The sequence below is a fragment of the Clostridium beijerinckii HUN142 genome (genome assembly GCF_000621745.1).
Taxonomy (GTDB): domain Bacteria; phylum Bacillota; class Clostridia; order Clostridiales; family Clostridiaceae; genus Clostridium; species Clostridium beijerinckii_A.
In genome coordinates this window covers 25,125-43,892 of sequence record NZ_JHXK01000010.1, presented here as the reverse complement: position 1 = coordinate 43,892, position 18,768 = coordinate 25,125, and the positions used below count along the sequence as shown (strand labels likewise).

General features: G+C 28.0%; 18 protein-coding genes and 1 pseudogene. 6 read left to right on the top strand and 13 right to left on the bottom strand.

What is annotated here, in order from left to right; translation table 11 throughout:
- Positions 1 to 49: 49 nt before the first annotated feature.
- Positions 50 to 1,120, bottom strand: a complete 1,071-nt coding sequence (gene buk, locus T483_RS0104755) for a butyrate kinase (RefSeq protein WP_026885808.1) — start codon at positions 1,118 to 1,120, stop codon at positions 50 to 52.
- Positions 1,121 to 1,541: 421 nt separating this feature from the next.
- Positions 1,542 to 1,769, bottom strand: a complete 228-nt coding sequence (gene tlp, locus T483_RS0104750) for a small acid-soluble spore protein Tlp (protein WP_026885807.1) — start codon at positions 1,767 to 1,769, stop codon at positions 1,542 to 1,544.
- A gap of 219 nt (positions 1,770 to 1,988) precedes the next feature.
- Here tlp and T483_RS0104745 point away from each other — a divergent pair, with 219 nt between their 5' ends.
- Genes T483_RS0104745 through T483_RS0104730 form a run of 4 tightly spaced genes read left to right on the top strand, consistent with a single transcriptional unit; the run spans position 1,989 to position 3,065 of the window.
- Positions 1,989 to 2,177 carry a hypothetical protein gene (locus T483_RS0104745; protein WP_026885806.1) on the top strand — a complete coding sequence of 63 codons (189 nt, stop codon included), beginning with the start codon at positions 1,989 to 1,991 and terminating at the stop codon, positions 2,175 to 2,177.
- Positions 2,178 to 2,213: 36 nt separating this feature from the next.
- Complete coding sequence (locus tag T483_RS0104740) at positions 2,214 to 2,489, top strand: spore coat protein (protein WP_026885805.1); 276 nt, start codon at positions 2,214 to 2,216, stop codon at positions 2,487 to 2,489.
- Between the two features lie 48 nt (positions 2,490 to 2,537).
- Complete coding sequence (locus T483_RS0104735; protein ID WP_026885804.1) at positions 2,538 to 2,762, top strand: hypothetical protein; 225 nt, start codon at positions 2,538 to 2,540, stop codon at positions 2,760 to 2,762.
- Positions 2,763 to 2,774: 12 nt separating this feature from the next.
- Complete coding sequence (locus tag T483_RS0104730; RefSeq protein WP_026885803.1) at positions 2,775 to 3,065, top strand: spore coat protein; 291 nt, start codon at positions 2,775 to 2,777, stop codon at positions 3,063 to 3,065.
- Positions 3,066 to 3,330: 265 nt separating this feature from the next.
- On the opposite strand, the gene tyrS is transcribed toward T483_RS0104730, so the two are convergent.
- The 11 genes from tyrS to T483_RS0104670 form a co-directional block, all read right to left on the bottom strand.
- Positions 3,331 to 4,551 (bottom strand): tyrosine--tRNA ligase, encoded by a 1,221-nt coding sequence (tyrS, locus tag T483_RS0104725; RefSeq protein WP_026885802.1) that lies wholly within the window; start codon positions 4,549 to 4,551, stop codon positions 3,331 to 3,333.
- Between the two features lie 283 nt (positions 4,552 to 4,834).
- The gene (locus T483_RS0104720) at positions 4,835 to 5,983 is read right to left on the bottom strand and encodes an AlbA family DNA-binding domain-containing protein (protein WP_026885801.1); all 1,149 of its coding nucleotides are present in this window, start codon (positions 5,981 to 5,983) and stop codon (positions 4,835 to 4,837) included.
- Positions 5,984 to 6,190: 207 nt separating this feature from the next.
- Positions 6,191 to 7,273 (bottom strand): sensor domain-containing diguanylate cyclase, encoded by a 1,083-nt coding sequence (locus T483_RS0104715; RefSeq protein ID WP_026885800.1) that lies wholly within the window; start codon positions 7,271 to 7,273, stop codon positions 6,191 to 6,193.
- Positions 7,274 to 7,904: 631 nt separating this feature from the next.
- Entirely contained in the window at positions 7,905 to 8,780 is an 876-nt protein-coding gene (gene galU / locus T483_RS0104705; RefSeq protein WP_012060773.1) for a UTP--glucose-1-phosphate uridylyltransferase GalU, read from the bottom strand.
- A 186-nt stretch (positions 8,781 to 8,966) separates the two neighbouring features.
- Complete coding sequence (locus tag T483_RS0104700) at positions 8,967 to 10,055, bottom strand: Gfo/Idh/MocA family protein (RefSeq protein WP_026885799.1); 1,089 nt, start codon at positions 10,053 to 10,055, stop codon at positions 8,967 to 8,969.
- 125 nt (positions 10,056 to 10,180) lie between these two features.
- Positions 10,181 to 10,786, bottom strand: a complete 606-nt coding sequence (locus tag T483_RS0104695) for a sugar transferase (protein ID WP_026885798.1) — start codon at positions 10,784 to 10,786, stop codon at positions 10,181 to 10,183.
- Positions 10,787 to 10,896: 110 nt separating this feature from the next.
- On the bottom strand, positions 10,897 to 12,114 hold the full coding sequence (locus T483_RS0104690) for a glycosyltransferase family 4 protein (protein ID WP_026885797.1): 1,218 nt from the start codon (positions 12,112 to 12,114) through the stop codon (positions 10,897 to 10,899).
- A gap of 445 nt (positions 12,115 to 12,559) precedes the next feature.
- Complete coding sequence (locus T483_RS0104685; protein WP_026885796.1) at positions 12,560 to 14,245, bottom strand: hypothetical protein; 1,686 nt, start codon at positions 14,243 to 14,245, stop codon at positions 12,560 to 12,562.
- A 158-nt stretch (positions 14,246 to 14,403) separates the two neighbouring features.
- A complete protein-coding gene (locus T483_RS0104680; protein ID WP_026885795.1) occupies positions 14,404 to 15,438 on the bottom strand; it encodes an N-acetylmuramoyl-L-alanine amidase family protein in 1,035 nt (344 codons plus the stop codon).
- A gap of 302 nt (positions 15,439 to 15,740) precedes the next feature.
- Positions 15,741 to 17,141, bottom strand: a complete 1,401-nt coding sequence (locus T483_RS0104675; protein ID WP_026885794.1) for a sensor histidine kinase — start codon at positions 17,139 to 17,141, stop codon at positions 15,741 to 15,743.
- Positions 17,142 to 17,167: 26 nt separating this feature from the next.
- The gene (locus tag T483_RS0104670; protein ID WP_026885793.1) at positions 17,168 to 17,890 is read right to left on the bottom strand and encodes a response regulator transcription factor; all 723 of its coding nucleotides are present in this window, start codon (positions 17,888 to 17,890) and stop codon (positions 17,168 to 17,170) included.
- A gap of 211 nt (positions 17,891 to 18,101) precedes the next feature.
- On the opposite strand from T483_RS0104670, the gene T483_RS32640 reads away from it, so the two are divergent.
- On the top strand, positions 18,102 to 18,251 hold the full coding sequence (locus T483_RS32640) for a hypothetical protein (protein ID WP_431603139.1): 150 nt from the start codon (positions 18,102 to 18,104) through the stop codon (positions 18,249 to 18,251).
- A gap of 126 nt (positions 18,252 to 18,377) precedes the next feature.
- Positions 18,378 to 18,749, top strand: a pseudogene (locus T483_RS32635) (UDP-N-acetylglucosamine 2-epimerase); the annotation flags it as partial.
- Between the last annotated feature and the right edge of the window lie 19 nt (positions 18,750 to 18,768).

Below are 18,768 nucleotides of genomic sequence, written 5' to 3'. Positions count from 1 at the left end.
TTAAAGAATCTTCACTTCTACTATTAACTTATTAAATTCACTTAATAATCTATTTATATTCTTTAACTTCTTCTTCTCCGTTAAGTACTCTAATTACGCCTTGTGCTAAAGCAAGCATTTCATCTTCACCAGGATAAATTACTATAGGTGCTATAAATCCTACTCGTTCTCTTATTAAATTAACCATTGGCTTTCCATACGCCATGCCTCCAGTCAAAATTATAGCATCAACATTTCCATTAAGTACTGTTGCCGCCGCACCTACATCCTTTGAAACTTGATATCCCATAGCATCGTGTACCATCTTAGCCTTTGGATCACCATCTAGTGCTGCACTTTCTACAACTCTAGCATCATTTGTATCAAGATACGATACAAAACCGCCTTTTCCTGTTATTTTCTTTAAAATTTCTTCCAATGTGTATTTTCCACTAAAACACATTCTAGCCAAGTCGCCTGACGGAACTCCTCCACTTCTTTCTGGAGAGAAAGCTCCTTCACCATCAAGTGCATTATTGACATCTACTATTTTTCCCTTTTTGTGTGCGCCTACAGAAACACCGCCACCCATGTGTACTACGATAACATTTACATCCTCATAATTTTTAGAATTTTCTCTAGCATATCTTTTAGCTACTGCTTTTTGATTTAGCGCATGAAAAATACTCTTCCTAGGAAGCTCTGGAATACCCGATAATCTAGCTATTTCTTCCATCTCATCTACAACTACTGGATCTACTATAAATGCAGATTTACCAATAGATTTTGAAATTTCATTTGCTATTATAGCCCCTAGATTAGATGCATGTTCTCCTTTAATACTTTCCTTTAAATCCTTCAACATGTTATCATTTACCTTATATGTTCCACTTAGGATTGGTTTTAAAAGCCCCCCCCTGCCTACTACTGCATCTAATTCCTTTATATCTATTTTATTATCTTTCAATATCTTCAATATAACTTCTGTTCTAAAGTTTTGTTGATCAGAGATGTGTTCAAATTTTCCTATCTCCTCCGAAGAGTGTCTTATAGTTTCTCCAAATACTTCTTTTTCATCCTCAAATACAGATATTTTTGTTGACGTAGAACCTGGATTTATTATTAATAATTTATAGCTCACACTTTTTCCTCCCTTAAGCTTTTATTTTCAATATTCCCACATGACCTGTAAAATTAAATTTTATAGTAATTCAAAAATATTAATTGCTACTGCCATTAATGAAAACTTTGTAGAAAATACAAATATATTGGCGATAATATTATATACTGCATATCGGATTGTTATAAGAAATAATTACTATACAATTTAAACCTTTTCATCACTTTACTATTATAACCTGAAACTATATTAATTAACAAATACTTTTTTCGTATAATAGGATATTTATTGAGTTTCCAAATAAAAATCACTTGTGACATATCAATAATTCACAAGTGATTTTATTTTATACTTAGTAACTTATATATTCAAATAAAGCATACTATATACTAATAATATTTATTTTTTTGTTAAATGCTATTAAATTTATATTTATATATTTTTATTTATATCCTTTTTCTTTATCTAATGCTTCATCTCTGATTTCTGTTCTCATACCTTGAAGCGCCTCTTCTCTTCTCTCATTTTTTTCTTTTAAAGTTTGTTGCATTTTAGGATCATCTGTTTTCTCTATCATTTCATCTGCAAGTTCACAGTTCAAAATAGTTCTATCAATGTTATATTGAATTCTATCTACATTGTCTTTTCTATTATCTGGTTTGTTTTTCATAATTGCATCTCTCCTTTGTTTAAGTATTGAAATTACTTATATTTAAATAATTTTCATTTTTTATTATTTACAAGATAATAATTTATTATGTACAAACATATGATACCTACTAAAAATATAAATATTGAAATTTTAACAACACGAGTTTTATAATACATTTATTTTCCACGCATTAATGAATTTAGTAGTGCAATACTATTATAGTCAGGAGGTGATTATATGAAAGCTCAATTAGCACCACATGAAGCCATAGAAGTTAGAGAACTCATCAGCCAAGAAATGCTAGGGATCAAGAAGATTAACGCTAGCATGAATATGGTAGATGATAATGAATTAAAAAGTTTTATGAAAGATTCGCTAGATGCTAAAAAAACTGCTCTAAAGAATATACAATCTGTATTATCATAATTAACTTTATTATATATAGAAAGGAGAGAGATTTATATGGATAAAAACAAAAATAACTCATTATCAGAAAAAGATATTGCACTTGATTTGATAACAAGTTCAAAGGCAACAATAACAACTTTAGCAAAAGTATTGACAGAAACAACCAATTCAGAGCTACGAGATACACTTAAAGGACAACTAACTGCTTGTGTTAATTCTCATTATAGATTATCGGATATAGCCCAAAATAAAGGTTGGTATAACGCTAATCAGGATCCTCAACAACAACTTCAAAATGAATTATCATCTATTGGTTCAATAACTCAATAAAATTACTTAACTGTATTTTAAATCTTAATTTAGCTTGGAGGTGAAATTATGTCTAATAATAATAATGGTGGCTTAGCTCCACACGAAATGATTGAACTAAGAGAATTGATGGACACTAATGTTATAGGTGCTAAGAAAATACAAGCTAGCATGGCTATGGTAGAAGATGATGAATTAAAATCTTTCATGGAAAGATGTCTAGATAGTAAAAAAGAAAATATAAATTCAATGCAAGATTTTATTGAAAATAAATTAAATATGCAACAAGAATAGGAGGTAGTTAATATGTCTTTTTTAGATAAGTTACTAGGAACTGATGATTCAACTCTAGCAGCTAAGGATATTGCTCAAGACATGCTTAAAGATTCTAAATTTGCTGTAACTTCTTTATCTGCTGCCGCTGCTGAAGCAGTGAATCCAGAATTAAGAGAAATGTTAAGAGGGCAATTAGATAAAGCTGTAACTGAGCATTTTGAATTATCTGATATAGCTGTAGACAAGGGTTGGTATCCAGCTGAAGAAGCACCAATGGAACAACTTAGGAATGAATACGAAAATTCTCAAAATTTAAGCTAACAAATTTTTGTGTCAGGCAAGGAAGTTAATACTGTTCTATCGAACGAAATATTAATCTAACTTGCCGATACATGCTTATAAAATATAATTGAGATATTGTGATGTATTCTAAAGACTTTCATAAATATGGTTTATACTTACTGATTATTAATATTTCAAAAGTTTTAGATTTTTATCTAATATACTAAAAATAAAAAGTTGTTAACTAAAAGTTTTAATTCTTTTAATTAACAACATCTTTTATACTCTATTTTATATAATAAAATTATTTAATTTCTATCTTATTATAATTTTTCTTTCCTCTTTTAATTAATACAGCTCCATCTTGGAAGTCTTCTTCAGCTAAGATTCTATTTACTTCTTCAACCTTAACTCCATTAATAGACAAACCGCCTTGTTCAATTAGCCTTCTGCCTTCTTTCTTAGATGGAATAATTTTAGTACTTGTCATTACATCTAATATAGGCAATCCAATCTCTTCTTTACTTATAGTAACAGTCGGAACATTTGACATATCAGCTCCGCCTGCAAATAATGCTGCTGCTGCTTCTTCTGCTTTCTTTGCCTCTTCTTCTCCATGAACAAGTTTAGTTATCTCGTATGCAAGAACTTTCTTAGCGTTATTTATCTCAGCTCCTTCAAGCGTACCTAGTCTTCTTACCTCATCCATTGGTAAGAATGTTAATAATGCCAAGCATTTTTCAACATCTGCATCATCTACATTTCTCCAATATTGATAAAAATCATATGGTGAAGTTTTTTCTGGGTCTAACCATAATGCTCCTCCAACAGTCTTACCCATTTTTTGTCCTTGACTATTTGTAAGTAAAGTACAAGTCATAGCCATAGCCTGACCTTGAGCTTTTCTCCTTACAAGTTCAACTCCAGCTATCATGTTAGACCATTGATCATCTCCACCAAGCTGCATTTTACAGTTGTATTTTTGATTTAATTCATAAAAATCATATCCTTGCATTAACATATAGTTAAATTCTAAGAAAGATAATCCTTTTTCTAATCTTTGTTTAAAACATTCTGCTGTTAACATTCTGTTTACAGAAAAGTGAACTCCTACTTCTCTTAAGAAATCAACATAATTAAGATTTAAAAGCCAATCTGCATTGTTTGCTAATATTGCCTTACCATCAGAAAAATCTATAAATCTCTCCATTTGTTTCTTAATAGAATTCACATTATGCTCAATATCTTCTTTTGTAAGCATTTTTCTCATATCAGTTTTCCCGCTTGGATCCCCAACCATAGCAGTTCCGCCACCAATTAAGGCTATTGGTCTATGTCCTGCTCTTTGCATATGTGCCATAAACATCATTGCTATAAAATGCCCTACATGTAGACTATCTGCTGTTGGATCAAAACCTATATAAAAAGTTATTTTTTCATTCTCTAATAATTTCCTTGTTTCTTCTTCATGAGTAAATTGTTTTATGTATCCTCTCTCTAATAGCTCATCTAATACATTTGCCATTATAGTACCTCCTAAAATCTTCTTATTTAAGTTAATATAAAATAATTGCATTACAAGTCCGGATTATAGAAACTATGAGTATTTCTCAAAAAATATATTGTAGTTTCATAAACTTATTAATTTTTTTAGTATTTAAGTTTTTAACTCATACTGCATTTTAAATTAATAAAGTAATATTATTCTAAATTTCATATTAGAATTACTTATTATAGTATATCCTCAACCTTAAATTTTGGCAATAATTCATATTTTTTATAGACTAATTTAGATTTGAAATTCAATGTCACTTAATCTCAACACCTGGTAATATTACTTTAAAACTATGTTCTGCCCTTGAATTAATAAATTTAACTCTACCTTTCCCCTTAAAAGAGTTTTTAATAATTGTAAACCCTCTTCCACTATTTAAAAATCTTCTTTTTTCATCTAAAGAAATTAGTTTTTCATATAACCAAATATTTCTCTTATTATAATTGGTTCTTTGACCTTTTATATTCTCATCCATGAACTCACCGGGGCTTGAGATTATAATTTTATTCCTATCTATAACTATTTCAATTATTTTATTTAAATCAAAGTATTCTCTATATAGAACTGCATTTTTTATTGCTTCAATTATTGCTTGCATTGGATAACTCTTTGGCAATATCTCTTTTATCTTTTCTTCTGCACTATCTATCATAGATAAAAGATTCCCTTGAATTATGTGTAATTCTCCAGTAGCTTTTTCTAATTTATTAATAATTTTTATCATATTATTAGGAATGTATATATAATTTTTATCAGAAAATACAAGTAAACCTCCATATGTGCATTTAAGAGATCCACCTTCTTTATGTTCAAAGGCTATTCCTGCACTTAACAATAAGAATCTTTCGTTTTCTTCATTAATTTCTATGCCCTTTTTACTGAAATATTTATTAACTAATTCCATATTTAGAATATCAATGCTACTTTTTATAAGAGGACAGGTTTCAATCGTTAAGCTTAGATTTTCCTCAAGTAACACAATTAATTCTTGCTTTCTCATTACATCTGTAGTAGAACCTCTTCTTATATAAAAAGCCCCATTATCTCTAACCTGATATGGTTTCTGTCCACCATCATAAATTGATATTACACCTATTCTTTTATTTTTTATCTCTACAAAATCAACTTCTATAGGTATTGGCGGCTCACATCTTGTTGTTATTATTTGTTGTATCTGCTCCTCTTTAAACATATCATTTTCTTGTATACCTATAATATTCTTAGTTTTATCCTCAACTCCAACGATTATATATCCTCTTCCCCCACCTGAATTGGCTATAGCACATATATCTTTAGTTAATTCTTTCTTTCCAGTCTCACAAAAAAGTTCTAGCTTCAATTTAAAATCTAACTTTGTACCTTCTTCTCTTTTTATCAAAGATAGTAATTTTTTACCATCCATAATATACCCTCCTTATATATTTATTATAAATATCACCAAGTTATAAAATCTTTTATTGACTGCTTAAAAGGCATATATAAACTTGCCTAACAAATAATTTTAAATTTAATAATAGATTTCTTACTTATCCACCATAAAATATTATTAGCTCAAATAATAAAAAAGCATTCTTATTAATAAAAATAAGTTTGCTTTATAATACTATTATTAGATTTTAAATATATTTCCACTCAAAACTCTATTCTTACCGCTTTTTTTAGCTTTATATAATAAATCATCAGCCTTGCTTATAAGTTCATTCAAATCTGTACCATTTAGAGGGAAAAATGAAATTCCAAAGCTTGCTGTTATAGATTCATCTCTACCGTTAAAATTGATTTTACTGCCTTCAATTGTACGTCTTATAACTTCAATTTTGTTATACACATTCTCCTCACTAGCAAAATCTGAAATATATAGAATAAATTCTTCCCCTCCATATCTGGCGAAGATATCATTTTTATCTATTCCACTTTTAATGATATTAGCTGTATTAATCAAAATCTTGTCACCAAATTGGTGGCCATATGTATCATTTACCTTCTTAAAATCATCTATATCTATCATTACTATGGCAAATTTATCATTTAATTTTCTATTTTCATTTTTTTCTAAGAATTCAAAAAAGTATTTCCTATTATATATTCCAAGTAGAGGATCTCTTTGATTTATTTTTTCTAATTCTTTGTATAACAGAGAATTTTCTATTGCTATTGCAATTTGGTTTGCAATTGATCTAAGGAAAAGTTTAAGTTCTATATTCATAAATTTATAAAGATTATGTTCTACGACTACATATCCAATAAATTTTTCTCGCAGCTTTATTGGCGATCCCATAATTGAGTGTATGTCTATCTTATGTTCCCCAGTCTGTTTCAAAGGTTTGGTAGAATTAACTAAAAATTCCTCGCCTTTATTTATGTGCGCAAACTCCTTAGAAGTTAAATTTATATTCATATTTTCAATATTACTTGCCTTAACGATCAATTCGCCATTTTCTATCATAAATATAGTTGAATATGTAACTCCTAGTATTCCAATAATCATGTCATTAATTAGAGATATTAAATTATCACTGCTAAAAAATGTATTTATATATTTACTGACTTCTATTATATTCGATAAAGAATCTATACTCTTCTCTAGTCTTACATTTTTCTCATTTAATTCTTGTATATGTTGTTCCGAAAACTTCTGATATGTTTCATATTCTATCTTTAGCGATTTATACAGCTTCTCATAATCCTGCATTTGTCCCACCATCCTCTAATCATACGAACTCCATGATCATATAACAACTTCAATTTACCATTATTTTATACTTAATACAATTATACTACAAGTAATAAAATAACTGAATACAATTATTTTGAGCTGCTTGTAAATTTTACTATATCTTTGAATTACATTATACCGGCATGTACACGCGATAAAAAATCATAACAAACTTAACTATAATTAGTTTTCTATAACGATTTTTACTATATTCTTCATCTCTCTTCAATTACTGTGAAATTTTTTATGAATTGTATCTTTCAATTTAGGATAGACTAATATTACAAAATTAATTTTACGAGGAGACAAAATAATGAGATTTATACAATGGCTTTTGGGTGTATTTATATTTTTATTGATATGTACACTATTTATACAATTTGGTAATTCGGTATTAAATATTGTATTACTTATTTCACTAATTATATTTGGTATAAGATTTTTAATTCAAAAGTATACCAATCGTTATTAGTTTCTAAAAGTTTAATTTCTGATATTAGATTTTTATATACATATTAAAACTACTATCGTTATGTATATTTTATAAATTAATAAATCCTAAAATATACTTTAGGATTTATTAATTTAATTACTCTTAATTTATTTTCTAATAATTATTTTCCCATGGCTTTGAACTTAAATAATCTATAAATTCATCTCTTAATTCATCTTTCTTTAAAGCAAATTCTATTGTTGCTTGCAAGAACCCAAGTTTATCCCCCACGTCATATCTTTTACCTTCAAAATTATATGCATACATAGCCTCAGTTCCAATTAAAGTTTTCAGTGCATCTGTTAATTGAATCTCCCCACCTTTTCCTGGCTTAGTATTTTCTAATATATTAAATATTTCTGGTGTTATAATATATCTTCCAAGTATAGCAACATTACTTGGTGCTTCTTCGGTATTAGGTTTTTCAACTAAGTCTTTGACCTTATAAACTCTATCTTCAACATGTATTCCATCTACTATACCGTACTTGGAAACATTTTCTTTAGCTACAGTTTGAACTCCTAGTATAGTAGTTTTATATTCGCTATAGCAGTCTATTAATTGCTTTAAGCATGGTTTTTCACTATCAACAATATCATCACCTAGCAAAACAGCAAATGGTTCATTTCCAACAAAAGTCTTTGCACAATGAATTGCATGACCTAATCCTCTTGGCTCTTTTTGTCTTATGTAATGTATATCAACCATATCAGATATATCTCTTACTAATTCAAGTAATTCTGATTTTCCAGACTTCTCTAATTCTAATTCTAATTCTACTGATTTATCAAAATGATCCTCTATAGATTTTTTGTTTCTACCTGTAATAATTAAAATTTCTTCAATTCCAGAAGCGATTGCTTCTTCAACTATATATTGAATTGTTGGCTTATCAACTACTGGAAGCATCTCCTTTGGTTGTGCCTTAGTTGCAGGTAAAAATCTTGTTCCAAGACCTGCGGCTGGTATAATAGCTTTTTTTACTTTCACTGTATATCATCATCCTCTCATCTTATTACTGGTAATTTAAATATATTAATCCATAATAAACAATTACACTTAATTTTGCCCAACACATTTTTAAGTATTCCTATTTTATATATATTTTTTTACATATTTATGAAATAGTAGTTTAAATGTATTCAATAAATTAATACATTTAAACTATAAACTTTACTAATTCTCTTTCATATCTAATGTTTTAAAATCTGTTAATGGAAATTTTACTGGCATTCCTGTTTTTCTTGATTTATATGCTGCAAGTATTATAGACATTGCCTTCTTTCCTTCTTCTCCTGATACTAGCGGATCTCTATTTTCATTTATAGCATCTATTACATCCTTAAATAGTGGTGTGTGTCCTTCCCCGTATACATTGTCTATTTTAACATTTACCGACTTCTTAACCGCTTCTTCATCTTCACCTTCAAATCTCCATGTTTCAAGCTCATTAACTGCAAGACCACCAATCGATACTGCTCCTGTTTCACCGAATATACTTAACGTTTCTTCTAAATTTTTAGGATAAACACAAGCTGATCCCTCAACTATTCCAATAGCACCATTTTTGAATCTTATTATTACAGCACCAAAATCCTCAGCTTCAATATCTCTTAAATACGTATCACATTCAGCGTAAACTCTTTCAATTTCTCCGCCCATCATCCATTGAAGTAAATCTATATTGTGTATACACTGATTCATAAGCGTACCACCATCTAATGCCCAAGTTCCTCTCCAAGGTGCTTGCTCATAATATCCCATATTCCTATTCCAAAGTATTCTAGCTGTACCATTAACTAATTTTCCAAACTTTTCGTTTTCTATAGCTTCTCTTAATTTTTGTATAGGCTTATTAAATCTATTTTGATGACAAACTCCAAGCTTAACATCGTTTTCTTTAGCCACCTTAATCATTTCATTAGCATCTTCAATGGACATAGCCATTGGCTTTTCTACTAATGCACTCGCTCCTTTTTTCATGCTATGAATAGCAATTTCAGCATGATAACCACTTTCTGTTGCTATTGTAACTACATCTATTTCTTCTTTTTCTAGCATTTCTTTATAATCTGTATAGGTATTAACAGAATCTTCAGCTGCTCCAGTTTTTTCTATATATTCAGATTTCTTTGCTTCCGCTTTTTCTAAAACCACATCACAAGTAGCTACCAATTGCGCTTCTTCTCCATTTTTAGCTAACGCTTCAACATGCTTATATGATATTCTTCCGCAACCAATAATAGCAAATTTTAATTTTTTCATATTAATCTACCTCTCTCAAATTAAATACTTTTAGTCAAATTTAATAGTTCATAATTTTTTTCATTTCCTAATCCAATAATTTAGAATTTCGTATGAGATAATTATAAATCTATATTTTGCTTTGATTAAAGGCATTTTACTATTGTTTTAAGTATTATATAAATATCTAAAAATATATTATTTTTATTTATATATTCTAGATTTAATGCAAGTTTATCTGGCATAATTGTGTTTATGTAAAAATCATCAGGATTTTCTGCTTCTCCAAGTAAATCATTTTCATCTCTATATCTAATTGATGCTAAATCTGTTATCCCTGGTTTAACTTCTAGAACCCTTCTCTGTTCCTCATTATACATCTTTACATATCTAGGAACTTCTGGTCTCGGCCCTACTAGGCTCATGTCCCCTTTAAATACATTTATTAATTGTGGAAGTTCATCAAGTTTATATTTTCTTAAGAAAGCGCCTATTTTAGTAATTCTGCTATCATTTCCCACAGTAATTTGTCTTCCTAACTTTTCTGCATCCACAACCATAGTTCTAAACTTTAAAATTTCAAATTCTTTATTTTTTTCACCAATTCTTATTTGCTTAAAAAATACAGGCCCATCAGAATCTGTTTTTATTCTGATCGCAATAACTATCAAAATCGGACTTAAAACTATAAGCCCTAAAGTAGAACATATGAAATCAAATATTCTTTTAACTACTTTATTGAATGTCTTCATCTATTTACTCCTAATTTATTTATTTCAGAACATATAATATTATATTAACTATTTTACAACTTTTTAGTCAATTTAGCTCATATTATTAAATTTCTTCATAAATTTTTAAGTTATTTTAGTGCATCTAAAAATTTCTCTGCAAGCCCACGATAAGTATGATTTTCCAACACATAATCCTTACCATTTTGGCCCAAGTTATTTTTTTCATCTTCGCTTAAGTTTCTAATATCCATAACTGCTTTCACAACAGCATCTGGATTTTCCGCTGGTACCGTAATACCACAATTTGAATCCTTCACTGGATCATTTGAAGCCTCAACTGCATATATTACTGGTCTCGCTGCCATCATATAGTCAAATAATTTATTTGGACTTACGCCATAATTAAATAAATTTTGCTTTTTTAGTCCTATGTAACATATGTCTAATAATCTTAGTACATTATCCATATTATCTTTAAGTACAGGATCTAGAAACTCTACATTTGTTACATTATTAGTTTTAGCATATTGTATTAATTCATTTTTCACATTTCCATTTCCAACTAATACATACTTTATTTTTTCATCTGTAGTTTTCTTTGCAGCATCAATCATTGTATCTAAAACATTAGCTGGTGAGTGATTTCCTGTATATCCAACTAAGAAATAACCTTCATCTTTTAGTTCTTGTAATCTCTCAATCGTTTTTTCAATAGGAACACTCTTCTTCTCTCCAACAATTATTCCATTTGGAACATGAACATAATTATCCCCACTAAATCCCCTATCTTTCATATGTTTATCTGCATTTGGTAAAATTGAAATAATTTTATCACAATTTTTGAAAGCAAAATCCTCCGCCCTTTGAAGCATTACTATAGCTGGATTATTCTTAGAATATCCACCTATTTCCATTGGGGTTAAAGGCCATAAATCATGTATTTCAAAAAATAGTTTAGCATTGCTCCTCTTTGCAATCCTATGAGCCGGATATATATCCAAAGGATAAGTTGAAGATGCTATTACTGCATCTGGTCTATATTTATCAGCAAGTTTCTTATAATTCATTCTCAATTTGAACATGAATGTTGATATATTTTTAATTCTTCCAACTCCATTTCCCTGATATTCTGGAGTCTTAACCCATACATATGTAATTCCATCTATAATTTCCTCTTCGAAATCCTCTTTTATTTGTGGGTTTTTCTTTCGTAAATGTGAAAAATCAGCACCAAGTATGATTACTTTATGTCCCATATCAACCCATTCTCGCCCCATATAATAAGGTCTAAATTCCATTCCATGATAATCAGACCCTGCGTAATGATTTATAAGTAAGATATTCATCTTAATTGCTCCTTTTTTGCATTATAATGTTAATTAACGCTATAGATTATAACATAAGTAAACATCAAAATCTATGATTTTGCTAACTGAACTTATCCAGCGAGTGCATGCGAGTCGGATTTCCTTTAAAAAAAGAACTTTAAATCTATCCTAACATTATATTAATACCTTCTAATTCATTATCCATCTATGATTTTGCTAGTCTAACTTATCTATGCAATGAAAATTATCAACTTTTCTATAAGTTCCTTTCAATTAAAAAGCCTCATCTTTACTTTTAATTTTATTTTCAAACTATAATTTTATAAGACCTAATTACTTAACCATATAACTTATAAATATTTCTCTTAAACCTAAAATCGCACTAATAATTCTTTTTACTTCACAAAATATAAACTAGCATTTATAATGTTCCATTCATTATAAATGCTAGTTTTATGATAATCTATTTCTTAATATTGCTTTCATTTATATTATTAGCACCAACACTACTTGTAGTATTACTATTGTTCTCTTTGTTTGTTTTTTCTTTGCTTCCAGCATAATCATAATCTAGTTCTGAATCTGGATTAAGTAATAATCCATCATGTCCTAATTTATACTCTTTCCCATTCTTCCCAAGAACAATTGAATCCTTCTGCATAGTTCCATCTTTATAAAAATAATACCACCCCTTTTCAGTCTTCAACCATCCTATAGCTTTTTCCTCATTTTTATAATAATACCAGTCACCATTTCCTTTTCTCCATGATGAATCAGCTTCTCTATAATCCTTTTCTTGAGTGGCCTTAGTATTAGATTCATTATTTTTTGAAGTATCCTCTTTTGAAATATCTTCTTTTGGTGTAATATCTTTTTGCGTTTGCTCAGGTTGTTTAACTTCTTCAGTATTTAATTTAGCTTTATTATTAGAATCATCATATTCATTAATATTTTTATAAGTATTTTTCAATGTTAACTTATCATTATCACTTCTTGACTTATTAGTGTTATCTTGAAAATATTGTGATAAATCATAGACTATATATCTGTTTTTTATTTTTTTGTTTTCTTTATCATGATATTCTTCCTTAACTAATACATTTTCCGAATCAACCATATGAATACTGACTTTACTATCATCACCATATAATTTAGGAATTTCAATAAGCATATCAAATCCATTTTTCTCAAGCTTAGCTAAATAAATTTTGTTAACACTTTTATCATCATCTTTTTTAATCAATATATAATCCTTGTAAAAGTCATCATAGCCATATAGACTTATGTTATCTAATCGCTCTGTAACTTTATTAGCTATATCATATTGGTTAATGTTAATGCTATCTTGATATTTATCATTGCAATCTAAACCTATATATGCCTGTCCCCCAAAACAATATACATAGCTATTTTTAAATTTTTCTTCCTGGCTTACTCGATTTTTATCAAAAACTTTTATATCATCATATTTTTCTATGGTAAAATTGTCTTCATTAATCTGTATTTGTTTTACTACATTATTTGGACATATTGCATAGAAGTTTTTTGATATATCATCATAAAATATGCTACTTATAACATTTTCACTATTGCTATTACATTCAAACTCATATTTATCATTGCTATTAATGTTATATAGTATGTACTTTCTATTTTCTTCATTATCTTCAGAGCATAAGTAATAATCACTATTTCCAGAAACAGAATACCATCTTGACTGAAATATATTATCTTCATCAGAAAGTAGTTTATATTCCTTTCCAGATTGCCAATTAAAATAACCATTCTTTCCAAAAATCTTATTACCATAAATATTTAATTCCCCATTTAAATAATTATCTGGTAGCTTTACTCCACATTCTTTACTACTTCCATCTTTATTTAAAATAAAAATATTATTATCATATAATTTTTTATTAACAGAATCATATTTTATTAAGTATACTCTTCCATTATTGTAGCCTAATGGAATCTCCTCATAATCATCATTAATTTCATTTTCTATCTCTATAATGCTCTTTATATTATTAATACTTACATCTGTATTTAATACCTCAATCTCTTCATGGCCTTTCTTTATGTAGTCACGATAATACACGCAAGACAATATAACTGCTAATAAAGCTATCAAACTAATTATCTTTTTCATCTTTCCCCTCCCAACACAATACACATATAAATAAAATAGTAATCTAAAATAAATCAGAGCAGCCTTATAATTACTTTCTAAATTAATTCAATAGAAATAATTATAAGGCAAACTTATTACATAATTGTTAAATTAAAAACTTAATTGTAATACAGATATTATTTAATCCAAGCACCATCTGTACCCAAGACATATTTAATATCATGGTCTATTATAGTTGTATTTTTTTGCATTACACCATCTTTATTGCAATAATACCACTTACCATTATCTTGAATCCATCCTTTCTCTTTATCCCCATCAGAATTCATATGATACCAATTTCCATCTACTTGTTTCCACTCATGCTTATCATCATCAAATGTAATGTCTGGTGTGCTTTTATTAGTTAATGCTCCATCTGCATTTAATATACAATCATTACCTTTCTCACTTTTAACTGTTGTACTTTTTTGCATTTTTCCGTCATGATCAAAGTGGTAGTATAATCCATTATCTAGTTGCCAGCTGTCAACTATTTTAATTCCTTGGTCCCCAAAGTAATAATACCAATCATTACCTACCCTTTTCCACTGCTTATGACTCTCTTTATAAGCTTCAGAGCTATCGTAAGTAACTTCTTCTCCATTAACGAGATCATATCCATGCTCACCTACAGCTACTCCCTTTTCATTAAGCTTTACTTCTTTACCAGTAAGATCTTTAACTGTTGTATTTTTTTGCATTTCACCTTTTTCATTATAGTAATACATTTTACCATCTACATCGCAAACCCATCCTGTTTCTTTATCTGAATCATTACAGTAGTGAATTTTTCCATCTTTGATTTTAATATGTGCTCCATATCTATTTAATTCTTCCTCCGCTTTATCAGTTACATTGTCGCTAACTTTAGTTCCATCTTCATTAAGCACTATTCCATTTTCATCAAATTTGAAATTTTTGTCATTTATTTTTAAAGTTGTGTTTTTTTGCATTTCACCATTCTCATTAAAATAGTACCATTTCCCGCTAATATTAACCCAACCTGTTTCTTTTTGACCTAATCCATTATAAAGGTATGTCTTACCATTTTCTGTAATCATTCCTGTTTGAGTTTTCACTTCTGCATTTGCTGGTGTCATCCCCACTGCTAAAATACTTCCACAAACTAAAACTGCTGCAATTAATTGATTTAATGCTTTTTTCTTCATTAATTTATTCCTCCTCAAATAATCAATAATAAATATTTAATTTGTACACTTGATACATTACCTATAATAAACCCATTTTATATACTTTCAACACTTTTTACATTTTTGTAATTTTCCTGTAGTATTTTGATAATAATTATTACTTATTTAACACTTCTGTAACATTCTTGTAATATTTTGAGATAACTTTTATATAACTAAAAAGATGCTTTAGATATCTAAGCTACTAATTAGATTTATAGCCGGAGTAAATAGAAATATCTAACAAATTCGAGCGAACCACTATACCAGAAATCTAATTTTTACTTTGACAATCCATAATTTAATAAATAGAAAAATATTTCATCTTTTTTTATTTCATATTTTAAATCCAGCATATTCTTTTGAGCTAATTCATTGCATAAATATAGTCCTAATCCAGAACTTGAAATACTTTCTTCCATATTTCCATCAAATTGATTATATTTAATAAAAGGTTCTAATAGATTTTCAGAAATATTTTCAGGTATTGAAGAAATTTTATTTTTAATTTCAAATATAAAATTATCTTTATCCGGTTTACTAAGCGAAATATATATTTCTTTGCCTTTTGAATATTTTAATGCATTATCAATTAAATTTAAAATTATATGCTCAATATCTTCTTTTACGGTTAATACAATAATTTCATCTATATTAACAATAAACTCTTTATTTAATCGTCTACACCTATCAATTAATCTATCACATATTTCTGCAATTAATATGTTAAGCTTAAACTCTTGCTTTATATCCTTTTTTTTAGCACCACATCGCGAAATTTCAAGAAGCTTTTGTATAAGTTCTTTTAACTTTCCACATTCCATCATTATTCTATTAACAGCTCTTTTTTTAAATTCTTCATCCATGCTATTTAACTCTTCTTCTTTCAATATTTGAACATATCCGTATATTGAGGTAACAGGAGTTTTAAGCTCATGTGTTGCATTATCAAAAAAATCTTTCGATATATTTTCTAATTTTTTCTTTTCTTCAATCATCTCATTAAAAGACTTAGTGACTTGTCCAATTTCATCCTTAGATTTTACTAAAATCTCATCAACTTCTTTTCCTTCACCATATTTTTTCATCTCTGCACTAAGCTTTTTCAAAGGACTTATTATTTTATTTATAAAATAATTTAATGCACCTATTATAACTATTAACAGAAAAACCTGTGCTCCTATTATATTGGTCATTGTATTCCTAATACTATCATAATAATCATTATAGCTTTTTTGTATAACTAAACTTGAATCGTATTTTCCATTAAGATAAACAGGATATATGTACGTACAAATCAGACCATTTTTAATATTAAATATTATCACTGAACTTTTTCCTTTGGAACTTTCTAATGCGTTATTAATACTATTTTCAAATAATGTACTACCTTTATAATCTATTGGGTTATTCTCAGAATCATATAATCCCACATAACAATCATAATTATTGTTAACTTCATAAACAGTTTTATTTTTTACTTTAAGGTCATCTTCAATAACCATAGCACTATATTTTAAAGTGCTTGTACTAAACTTCCTTATATTCTCCATATCACTTTTAATGTTATTCTTTATATTTGTGTAGTAAGTATTATATATAAAAATACTTAACCCAAAATTAAATATAATGAGAGCAAAAATAATTCCTATCATTATTTTTCCTTTTAGTGTTTTCAGCATATTTTTCACTTCCTAACTTAAGGTTTTTATCTTATCACATATCCTACACCAAAAACTGTTTCTATAACTGAATTCTCCTTATCATTCCCAAGATTTGCTCTTAATCTTCTTATATGAACATCAACAGTTCTAGTATCTCCATAATAGTCATATCCCCAAACTCCATTTAAAAGCTGCTGTCTTGTAAAAACAATTCCTTTATTCTTATATAAATAACTTAATAACTCAAATTCTTTTCTTTTTAGCATAATTTCTTTTCCATCTCTAATTACTGTTCTTGTATCAAAATTAATAGTGAACTCATCTTTTTTAATATTATCATCATCATTTGTATCATTTTCTAAAACAGTATTAGCTATGTTCTCATGTTCATTATTTAAAATATTTTTACTTGCCCTTCTAAAAATAGCATTAATTCTTGCTGTAACTTCTCTTATTTCAAAGGGCTTTGTTATGTAGTCATCAGCCCCTATTTCCATTCCCAATATTTTATCAATTACATCATCCCTTGCAGTAAGCATAACTATGTAACTTTTTTGACTCATAACCTTACATAATTCAAAACCACTTATATCTGGAAGCATTATATCTAGTAAAACCAAATGAGGTTCAAATTCTTCAAAAATTTTTAACGCACTTTCCCCATTATATGCTCCTTTAACTTCAAAATTTTCCTTTGAAAGAGTAAATTTTAAAGTATCGTTAATTGAAAATTCATCTTCTATTACTAGTATCTTCTTTTTTAACATATTACGCCTCCAAATAATAATTATATATTTCAACCAAAATACTATCTATTACATTTTAAGGTATTATCTCATTTAATTCCAATTATATCATAATAGTAAACAATAAGAATGACTAATCCAGTTATAAGTCTAATTCTTCCTTATGGTATCTATGATAAATCTGTGCTAAAACGAATTCAGGCATATTAAAATAAACAACAAATCATAGTACATGAAAGTCTTAACTGTTATTGGTGCTAGACCACAGTTTATAAAAGCTGCAACAGTATCAAATAAAGTTAGAAGAAATGGAAACAGTGAGATTTTAGTACATACTGGACAACGTTATGATAATAACATGTCTGATATATTTTTTGAGTAACTTAGAATCCCAAAACCTGATCATAACCTAAATATCGGTTCATCAAATGATGGCATCAAACTAGAAGTATGTTAATAAAATTTGAAGAAATATTTTTAAAGAAAAAACCTATATCGTTTTAAATAATATAATTTGCATATTGGAGAAAATATTAAAATTATAGAACCTGTAGGATACCTCTATATGCTTTTATTACAAGGAAATTCACAAAAAATTGTTTCAGATAGTGGCTAAGTTCAAAAGGAAGCTTATTTTTTAAAGAAGCCATGTATAACTATGAGATATGAAACTGAATGATTAGAAACTGTGAATAACGGTTGGAATGTTATAGTTGGAAGTGATTTCAATAAAATTATGGATGCATTAGAAAATTTTAATCCACCATGAACTCTTCCTTCTGTTTTCGAAAATGGAAATAATTCTTCAATTATCACTCGAATCATCTTAGATAAAACTTTCTGCCACACTCTCTGCAAATTATTTATAATTAATCTATAACAAAAAATTCTGACAAAAA

What these genes read in the sequence shown, in the direction of transcription:
- T483_RS32640 (WP_431603139.1), top strand. Translation starts at nt 18,102, where the DNA reads ATGAAAGTCTTAACTGTTATTGGTGCTAGACCACAGTTTATAAAAGCT.
- T483_RS0104730 (WP_026885803.1), top strand. Translation starts at nt 2,775, where the DNA reads ATGTCTTTTTTAGATAAGTTACTAGGAACTGATGATTCAACTCTAGCA.
- T483_RS0104735 (WP_026885804.1), top strand. Translation starts at nt 2,538, where the DNA reads ATGTCTAATAATAATAATGGTGGCTTAGCTCCACACGAAATGATTGAA.
- T483_RS0104675 (WP_026885794.1), bottom strand. Translation starts at nt 17,141, where the DNA reads ATGCTGAAAACACTAAAAGGAAAAATAATGATAGGAATTATTTTTGCT.
- T483_RS0104740 (WP_026885805.1), top strand. Translation starts at nt 2,214, where the DNA reads ATGGATAAAAACAAAAATAACTCATTATCAGAAAAAGATATTGCACTT.
- T483_RS0104715 (WP_026885800.1), bottom strand. Translation starts at nt 7,273, where the DNA reads ATGCAGGATTATGAGAAGCTGTATAAATCGCTAAAGATAGAATATGAA.
- T483_RS0104690 (WP_026885797.1), bottom strand. Translation starts at nt 12,114, where the DNA reads ATGAATATCTTACTTATAAATCATTACGCAGGGTCTGATTATCATGGA.
- T483_RS0104685 (WP_026885796.1), bottom strand. Translation starts at nt 14,245, where the DNA reads ATGAAAAAGATAATTAGTTTGATAGCTTTATTAGCAGTTATATTGTCT.
- tlp (WP_026885807.1), bottom strand. Translation starts at nt 1,769, where the DNA reads ATGAAAAACAAACCAGATAATAGAAAAGACAATGTAGATAGAATTCAA.
- T483_RS0104670 (WP_026885793.1), bottom strand. Translation starts at nt 17,890, where the DNA reads ATGTTAAAAAAGAAGATACTAGTAATAGAAGATGAATTTTCAATTAAC.
- T483_RS0104695 (WP_026885798.1), bottom strand. Translation starts at nt 10,786, where the DNA reads ATGAAGACATTCAATAAAGTAGTTAAAAGAATATTTGATTTCATATGT.
- tyrS (WP_026885802.1), bottom strand. Translation starts at nt 4,551, where the DNA reads ATGGCAAATGTATTAGATGAGCTATTAGAGAGAGGATACATAAAACAA.
- T483_RS0104700 (WP_026885799.1), bottom strand. Translation starts at nt 10,055, where the DNA reads ATGAAAAAATTAAAATTTGCTATTATTGGTTGCGGAAGAATATCATAT.
- T483_RS0104720 (WP_026885801.1), bottom strand. Translation starts at nt 5,983, where the DNA reads ATGGATGGTAAAAAATTACTATCTTTGATAAAAAGAGAAGAAGGTACA.
- T483_RS0104680 (WP_026885795.1), bottom strand. Translation starts at nt 15,438, where the DNA reads ATGAAGAAAAAAGCATTAAATCAATTAATTGCAGCAGTTTTAGTTTGT.
- T483_RS0104745 (WP_026885806.1), top strand. Translation starts at nt 1,989, where the DNA reads ATGAAAGCTCAATTAGCACCACATGAAGCCATAGAAGTTAGAGAACTC.